The sequence below is a fragment of the Thermogemmatispora sp. genome (genome assembly GCF_042408735.1).
Lineage (GTDB): Bacteria > Chloroflexota > Ktedonobacteria > Ktedonobacterales > Ktedonobacteraceae > Thermogemmatispora.
In genome coordinates, this window is record NZ_JBHOQV010000036.1 from 1 (window position 1) to 5,042 (window position 5,042).

The 5,042-nt window shown below is 61.6% G+C and carries 5 protein-coding genes; 2 read left to right on the plus strand and 3 right to left on the minus strand.

Going from position 1 to position 5,042, the window contains the following annotated elements; all coding sequences use genetic code 11:
* Together ACFMO7_RS02410 and ACFMO7_RS02415 are read left to right on the plus strand one after the other, a co-directional pair.
* Nucleotides 1-904: RNA-guided endonuclease InsQ/TnpB family protein (locus ACFMO7_RS02410; protein ID WP_376793936.1), on the plus strand; the 904-nt coding region annotated here is incomplete at its 5' end.
* A gap of 31 nt (nt 905-935) precedes the next feature.
* Entirely contained in the window at nt 936-1,997 is a 1,062-nt protein-coding gene (locus tag ACFMO7_RS02415) for an SDR family NAD(P)-dependent oxidoreductase (protein ID WP_376793937.1), read from the plus strand.
* A gap of 25 nt (nt 1,998-2,022) precedes the next feature.
* On the opposite strand, the gene ACFMO7_RS02420 is transcribed toward ACFMO7_RS02415, so the two are convergent.
* From ACFMO7_RS02420 to ACFMO7_RS02430, 3 genes are all read right to left on the minus strand, one after another.
* The gene (locus tag ACFMO7_RS02420) at nt 2,023-2,388 is read right to left on the minus strand and encodes a VOC family protein (protein WP_376793938.1); all 366 of its coding nucleotides are present in this window, start codon (nt 2,386-2,388) and stop codon (nt 2,023-2,025) included.
* Between the two features lie 116 nt (nt 2,389-2,504).
* Nucleotides 2,505-3,488, minus strand: a complete 984-nt coding sequence (locus ACFMO7_RS02425; protein WP_376793939.1) for a helix-turn-helix transcriptional regulator — start codon at nt 3,486-3,488, stop codon at nt 2,505-2,507.
* Nucleotides 3,489-4,139: 651 nt separating this feature from the next.
* Nucleotides 4,140-4,421: a hypothetical protein gene (locus tag ACFMO7_RS02430; protein ID WP_376793940.1), complete on the minus strand. Its 282-nt coding sequence runs from the start codon at nt 4,419-4,421 to the stop codon at nt 4,140-4,142.
* Nucleotides 4,422-5,042: the final 621 nt, after the last annotated feature.

The window sequence follows — 5,042 nt, forward strand, 5'->3', positions numbered from 1 at the left end:
CAGGAGTGTCGAATACAAGCGCGGCGGCTGCAAGGTGAAGCCCGATGGCAGGCACATCACCTTCACCGATGGGTGTGGGATTGGACGCTTGCGACTCCTAGGCAACGCGAACCGACACATTGAGGAATTTCCCACCAGGCAGATCAAGCGTGTGCGCCTCATCCGGCGTGCGGATGACTACTATCTCCAGGCTATGGTCGAGGCAGAGCGGCACTGCAAGCCTATCCCCATTGCCAAACAGGTGGACATCGATCAGGAACTCAAAGGGTTCCTGACGGACTCAGCAGGCCATACAGTAGCCAATCCTGATCATGTGAGGAAAGCTCAGAAGCGGTTGAAGATGCTTCATCGAAGACTTTCCCGCAGACAACAGAAATCAGCAAACAGGAAGAAGGCCAGAAAGCACCTGGCAAAGGTCTATCTCAAGGTGCAACGGCAGCGTGAAGACTTTGCCTGCAAGACGGCAAGCACGCTTATCACATCTGGCGGTCTGATTGCCAGCGAGCACCTTCAGATACGCAACCTTGTGAAGAACCGCAAGCTGGCAAAGTCGATCAGTGACGCCACATGGGGGCGCTGCCTCACCTGGCTGAACGACTACGGGCAGGTCTGTCACCTCCCGGTGATGGCAGTGGAGCCAGCTTTCACGAGTCAGCAGTGGAGCAGCTGTGGCACACGAATCAACAAGTCCCTCTTCGTCAGGACCCCACATCTGTTGTGGTTGTGGGCGGGTGCTTGGCTTGATCGTGACCACAATACCGCCCTCAACATTCTCGCCAGAGCTTTGGAAGGCTACCGTACCGCAGGGTATGCGGGAACAGGCCCCATCAAGGGGCAAAACGCTTCTGGACAGACTGCCTCTCCCCTGCCGCCCGCAAGGGCGCAGGGCAGGCAGGCAAGCTGAAGGAAGAATCCCCGCCTCTTTAGGGCGGGGAGTGTCAGATCAACGCGCGTCATCACGGAAGGAGGAAAGGCACCTGGTCGGCTCCTTCTCCTGGGTGGTTGGTATTCCCAGCAGCCTGGGCCAGGACGGACAGGCGGCCTACATCTGGCTCAGTATGAAGATCCTTGTCACAGGAGGCGCGGGCTTCATCGGCTCCCACCTCGTCGACGCCTATCTGGCGGCTGGTCATGAGGTCTTTATCGTCGACAATCTCTGGAGCGAAGGGGGAGGCAACCTGGCCAATGTCCCCTCGCAGGCCCGCTTCTTCCAAGCCGATATCACCGATGCCGAGGCCATGCGCGATCTCTTCGCGCAGGTGCGGCCCGAGGTCGTCAGCCATCACGCTGCTCAGCACAGTGTCGCCGTCTCAGCGCGTGATCCCCTGCTCGACGCCCGTGTCAACGTGCTCGGCCTGCTCACCATCCTGCAGAACTGCACCCAGGTCGGCGTGCGCAAAATCATCTATGCCTCCTCGGGGGCGACCTACGGCACGCCGTCGCACCTGCCCGTCACCGAAGAGACGCCTCAGCGACCCGAGTCGCCCTACGGCATCACCAAGATGATGGGTGAGCATTACCTGCGTTACTGGCAGGCAGCTCATGGCCTCACCTATACTATCCTGCGCTATGGCAACGTCTATGGTCCCCGCCAGGACCCCGGGGGCGAGGCAGGCGTGATCGCCATCTTTGCCCGCCGGTTCCTCGATGGAGAAGGGGTACGCATCGACTGGGATGGCGAGCAGGCCAAGGATTACGTCTTTGTTGGCGATGTCGCCCGCGCCAACCTGCTGGCGCTGGAGCGGGGCGATAACGACGTCTTCTGCATAGCCACCGGGCGGCCCACCTCGGTCAACGAGATCTATCGCCAGCTCGTCAAGATGACCGGCTTTGAGGCCCCCATCCAGCGGGCCCCCAAGCGAGCGGGAGACATCCGGCTCGCTTACTTCGACTGCAGCAAAGCGGCGCGTCTGCTTGGCTGGCAGCCGCAGGTCTCGCTGGAAGAGGGCATCGGCCAAACAATCGAGTTTTTCCGTCAGCGCCAGGCTCGCGCCTGAGCCGAGCGCGAGCGCCTGAGCTACTCTACTCTTTAGGCGCGGGTTCAAAGAGACCGAGGCGATTGCCGGCGGGATCGAGGAAGATGGCCCACTTACCGATGCCGGGGATCTCCGTCGCAGGTATCAAGCAGCGTCCACCGTGGGACTCGATCACTGCCAGCGTCGCCTCGATATGCTCGCTGGCCAGGTAGATCAACGGCTCCCCTTCCCGTTGACCCTGGTCCTCGGGGCCCGGAAAGCCCCCGCGCAGTCCCTCGGGAGTCTCAAAGTACAGGTAGTCGTATTCATCGTTGCGTCCGGCCTGCCAGCCGAAGACAGCCTGGTAAAAGGCGGCATTGGCGGCGCGGTCGCGGGCTGGCAGCTCAAGATGAACAATCGTCGGTTGGGCCAAAGAGCGACTCCTTTCTGTTCTGCTGAACAACTCACTTTCCGGCTCGCCTCTCCTTGGGCTGACTGGCGTGATGCGCGAGTCGCGGGCAGCCGCTGCCGGGAGAGGCAGTAGCCAGTCTACTCCTGGCCTGGTGACAACTGTCTGTCACCATTCTTCTCTTCTTCTGCGCCAACGGACGAATCATAGCAGTCTGCAATCTGGCGGGCGATTCGCTGAAGCTGCTGGCGCAGGGCCTCCGGAGCCTCAACACGGGCTTCCGTTCCCAGGCTCAAGAGCTGACGCGCCAGCCAGTCGTAGTCATCGGGCTTCCAAGGCAGGCGTAGCCAGCCACTGCCATCGGCCTGACGCTCCAGGTGCGCTGCCAGCAGAGGATAATGCTCAAGACGCAGCACCCCGCGCTCGGTCAGACGGATGGAGATCTCGGGAAAAGTTGACTCTTCCTGCCAATCCCTGGACGGCGGCATCTCCTGCTTGGGAGGAGCACTGAGGATCTCCAGGCTGAGCAGACGATCAACGCGGTAAAGGCGCGTGCAGCGATGTTCCCACGAGTAAGCGCGGCAATACCACAGGCCAAAGCTGGTAGACAGGCGCTGGGGAAGCAAGGTCTGCTCCGAGCAGCGCCGCTCCGAGCGATAGAGCACCCGAATCCAACGGCCGGCCATCAGGGCCTCCAGCAGATCGGCGAAGAACGGTACCGCATATTCCTCGCCATCGGAGGGTTGTGGACAGCAAGAACTCAGCACCTGCTCCAGGCCCTGCCAGCTCTCGCGCTGCGACGGCAGCAGGGCGCCAATCTTGGCCCAGAGCGAGGCCCGCACCTCCTTAAAGGGAAGCGAGCGCGACTGCAAAAAGTTGCTCAGGGCCAGGCGCAGCAGCAGCGCCTCATGCAGCGAGAGCGGCAAAGGCGCCAGCCTGTAGTCTGCCGGCAGACTATAGCCCCCGCCCGGTCCCGGCTCGGCCACCACCGGCACGCCCATTTCTGAGAGCGCCTCGATATCGCGCAAGATCGTCCGACGTGACACCTCGAAATGGCGCGCCAGAGCGGCAGCGGTCCATTTGCCGCGCTGCAAGAGCAGGAGTATGGCTGTCAAGCGATCCATGCGATGCACAGCTATTCCTCTGCTAAGCTACCTTCTTCTCGTGCTAAGCTACCTTCTTCTCGTCGAGCCTTTCCTCACGAACCTCACGATTCCGGAACGATAGGCTCAGCCAGCTCATAGAGAGCTGCGGCCAGCGACCCAATCAGCTCGCACCTTGCCAGCCTGGCGCGCCGCGTGGCAGAGATGGCCCCCTCCCCATAGATAGGACGCCCGCGCCCGCTGGCTGACCACAGACCACCCCTGTTGTATCGACCTTATCGCCCATCACCGTCAGCAAGTGGCCCCTGCATAGGACGACGAACTGTCATAGAAGGCCCACAGAGCGGCCCCCCCGTCTTCACCCCATAGCCAGGGCCGCGGATCCCCGGCGGCTGGCGCACCTCAAACGAGCCAGCCGTCATTGTGGCGATTTCGGGTGTCAGAGGCTGCTCCTCCCAATAGCCGGACAACGATCCACAGAATAAAGGGGCGAGCGGCGCGTCCCTGCTCGCCCCCTCAGTCTCCCCACGATCAAGCCGGCCGGAGAGCGCCAGGCATCTACGGCGCTCGCCGTTGCATGGGTTATACGCGAGCTGAGGGCGGCCTGCTCCGGCGCGGCCTGAGAATGGCGGGCCTGACAGGCAGAGCGTCAAAGGAAAGGGGCCAGCCATATCAGCGAGCCGCTGCCCACATACAGCGGATCGCAAGAGCCAGCCAGAGAGTTTCCCCTTTTCTCACAGTGCCGCCTGCCAGCACACCCACATAGCGCTCCGTCAGGGAGAGAGCCAGCGATGTATCAGCGCTCCACTGGTCGGCCTGGAGGGCCAAAGGATCTCCGCCAACCAGATCCGTCAGCGGGGCGAAGGAGCCAGATGATCGAACACCAGCGTTGTTCTCGGGCAGCCTCCCAGGCAGGCCGGGCAAGCTTCCTCGAAAGAGGGCACGCCTTGCCATCCATCTCCCCCTCATCTAGAAATCGTTGCTGCAGCACAAAGCAACTTAAAGCTCTCATCGCCGCTATTGGAGGTTAGTAAGCTTTAAAGAAGTGATAGACGCAGAGAAAACGACTGGCAGCAGCGAATTTGGTGCCTGGAATCCACGGGAATAGACAGCCTGCCTGCGCTGTTTAAAAACATGGGAAAACCCGTTTACACCAGAAAGATCGAAGAGGGTCCCCAGGAGGTGCTGAGCCGCCCCACTGAGGGCGAGCCTCCGGGGAAGGCGTCTGCCGCGGGCGACGCTGTGCTGTGCTGGATGGAGCGGGGGCGAGGCGAAGCGCGGAGAGGAGGCCAGCGCCAGACGAGGTGTGTGCGGGCTGGCAGGGAGAGCGCTGGTAGAAGAGGGCGCGAACGTGCGGGCTGTAGACTGGTGCGGCGGCTGACCAGCGACAGTGAGAGCGATCCGCAAGGCAGAGCTAGCTGCTTGCTCTCCTGCCCAGAGATAATAGTATAATATTGACAGCCTGCTAATTTGTGAGGAGGTGCATGCATCTGGCAGAGAGGGAATCCGAAGCAGTCCTACCTCCAGAGAAAGGAATCCTCGCACTCTTCTCCGCACCATCTTTTTTTCTGGCGG

Coding starts and splice junctions, on each gene's coding strand:
- ACFMO7_RS02430 (WP_376793940.1), bottom strand. CDS start 4,421: ATGGCAAGGCGTGCCCTCTTTCGAGGAAGCTTGCCCGGCCTGCCTGGG.
- ACFMO7_RS02425 (WP_376793939.1), bottom strand. CDS start 3,488: ATGGATCGCTTGACAGCCATACTCCTGCTCTTGCAGCGCGGCAAATGG.